A 2,683-nucleotide genomic window follows, 5' to 3' on the forward strand; every position below is an offset into this window, starting at 1 on the left:
TCTCGTTGAGCCTGAGGCGTGCCGCAACTATTTCACCGCCGCCGGATACGGATTCGTCTGAATGCCCGATGCTCTAGTGTAACCCCAGGAAATGCTGGTGATGAGGCGCCGACCAAAAATGATTTGGAGCTCGCTCAGGCTATTACCGGCATTAGGAGGCATGGGATTGATCGGATAATCGAAAGGGGCGTATCTCCCTCAGACATACTGGATGCAGTGCGGAATCCGCTTTCCGTAAGGCCAGGGAGTAGCCCTGGTAGCATCCAATATCGTGGAGCTCGGGCAGTGGTCGTCCTAAATCCGTTTGGAGAAATCGTGACGGTTTGGAGGAAGTACTAGGATGAAAGAGCAGATGCTTAATCTGGTGAGAGATATACTCAGATACGATTGGAATCCAATTGGCGTAGATGATGAGATCGCTCTTCGAGATGAATACGAAAGATACGTCGGGGAAATTTATAGGATGATATCCGATGGCGGGACCATAGATGAGCTGGCTCAGTATCTAAATGATATAGTTACAAGAGAAATGGGTTTAATTCCAGACATGGAATTGAATGAGCGGGTTGCGAAGAAGCTAAAATCCTTGGCCTGATGTTGAACACAAGCCGACAATAAGATGCAGACCGCCTACACCTATGGTCCGGACGGCGCACGCTGGAAGAAGAGCGCGAACACCGGCCCGAACGGGACGGTCCAGACGACACTCTATCTGGGCGATCTGGAGATCGCGCCTGATGGCACCTGGTCGCTGTATCCGCATCCGGATCTGCGCCTGAAGAAGAGCCCGGGCGGCACGGTGCGGACGGCGTTCCTGCACCGGGATCATCTGTCGAGCGTGCGGGCGATCACCGATGCGTCCGGGGCGGTGCTGCAGAGCAGCGGCTACAGGGCCTACGGCGACAGGTTCTTCCGCACCGGAGCCGACCAGGAGAGCCACGGCTATATCGGCGAGCGACAGGATGCCGAGACGTATCTCATGTATCTCAACGCGCGCTACTACGACGTGGACCTCGGGCGGTTCATCTCGCCCGACGTGCTCGATCCGATCCGGCCGGGTGTCGGCACCAACCGCTATGCCTATAGCCTGAACGATCCGGTCAATAATCGTGACCCGAGTGGTGCTGCTATCGATGGCCCTGATGATAAGGCGTGGGCAGATTCTTGGAACGGCTCGGGTTCATCGAGCCAATCATCCGGTGGCAATAACGGAACATCCTCCACGTCTGGAGGAACAGGCACAGGGGGTGGAGCGGGTACAGGAGGTGGAACGGAGACGGGAGGCTCTTCTGATGGTACCGACCCTTCCGGTTCGGTTCTTGGCGGAACAGGAACCAACCCCAACACACCCAGTCCAGCGCCTGAGCCCGTTGTAGACATACCTACGCTAAACGTGGAGCCGTGGTCAGAATACGGGTATCAAGGCACTTTTGGTATGCTCTCTGGCGTTGGCTATTCACTAAGCCAGTCTATTACTAATCCACTTGAGAATATGTTCGGAGTTGAGTTCGCATATGAAGGATTCGGTTTTATACCAGACGTCGAAATAACCGGTGGAACTGTCGGAACGCCCCGCAACAACCAAGCTCAAAATAAGCAGGTTAACGACATTGTTAGGACGCTTGATCTTAACAAAGATCAGCGCCGTCAACTTCATAATGAAATATCGGGCCAAAATATGAGTTATGGTGAGATCCTGCAAATTGCCAAAGAAATGTTCGGGAAGTAGTCCATGAAGCGGAAAGCAGTAGATAAATTGCTAGGAGAATTAAGAGGTCTTTCGCTAAGCCATATTTGGCGAGGATATGGATCAGCTATCTTCTGTGAATTTGGCACTCTTAGAGCAACTTACAGAAGAGACGGTTCTCTAGGCGCTCCTGCGGGTATCATGTCTTTAATGATCGAATGGAGTTGGCGCATTGAACGTGGGGACAGGATCCTGTGCGGTAGCTGGAGCGACGATCAGCATTGGAGTGATGTATTCTCTGAGCTTCTCGATGCCAAAGTTACACAGGCTTCTCTTTTTGGGCGTATACCAGAAATCGAAGTGAGCTTATCCAATGGAGCAAGAATACTATCTTTTATGACCGGCGAAGGCTTACCTGCATGGACGCTATTCGATAGAAGAGGTTCATTTGAGAGTTGGCTAAGCGTGGAGAATGATGGTCTAGAAATAAACAGAAAACTATAACTCAAAAACTATTCGTGGCTCGCGTGTTTTTACGCGCTATCAGGAAGTTCGCCGCAATCTGGAAATATACCATCATGAACAGGCTATGGGACTTCATCAAAGAATTCGACCGGCCTGACCCATCGGAAGATCAAGCTCGTGAACGCTCCTGGTACCTGATCACGGTCTCTGTTGTGCTATTGGCATTAGTGACCTCTCAGCATGGTGTTTTTCCAGACATCATGCCAGCGGTAATATGTGTGGCTTTAGTAATCGTGTTCTGGAGAGGTGAGCGTGGAATTCACCCTTACAACAGGCGGCACCATATTGGGGATAAAGGGCATTTCCTATTGGCAATTATTGTCTTTGTGGCGATTGGGGGTGTGTTATTGAATTCAGCGCCAGCCAAATGGTATCCGACGTCTAGTTCCTATTGGGGACTGTCGGAATTTCCGTGTAAGGGCCGGGTTCATCAAACCGGCCTGAAGCGGCCGTCGAAGAGAATGGCGAACT

The 2,683-nt window shown here is 51.5% G+C and carries 4 protein-coding genes; all 4 read left to right on the forward strand.

Going from position 1 to position 2,683, the window contains the following annotated elements; translation table 11 throughout:
* Nucleotides 1–340: 340 nt before the first annotated feature.
* A complete protein-coding gene (locus DC522_RS33030; protein WP_116532635.1) occupies nucleotides 341–595 on the forward strand; it encodes a hypothetical protein in 255 nt (84 codons plus the stop codon).
* Between the two features lie 24 nt (nucleotides 596–619).
* Entirely contained in the window at nucleotides 620–1,729 is a 1,110-nt protein-coding gene (locus DC522_RS33035; RefSeq protein WP_116532636.1) for an RHS repeat-associated core domain-containing protein, read from the forward strand.
* A 3-nt stretch (nucleotides 1,730–1,732) separates the two neighbouring features.
* Nucleotides 1,733–2,191: a hypothetical protein gene (locus tag DC522_RS34505; RefSeq protein WP_133239457.1), complete on the forward strand. Its 459-nt coding sequence runs from the start codon at nucleotides 1,733–1,735 to the stop codon at nucleotides 2,189–2,191.
* A 14-nt stretch (nucleotides 2,192–2,205) separates the two neighbouring features.
* Nucleotides 2,206–2,683: hypothetical protein (locus DC522_RS35600; protein WP_205769918.1), on the forward strand; the 478-nt coding region annotated here is incomplete at its 3' end.

The sequence above is a fragment of the Microvirga sp. KLBC 81 genome, from assembly GCF_003075415.1.
In the GTDB taxonomy this organism is placed as follows: domain Bacteria; phylum Pseudomonadota; class Alphaproteobacteria; order Rhizobiales; family Beijerinckiaceae; genus Microvirga.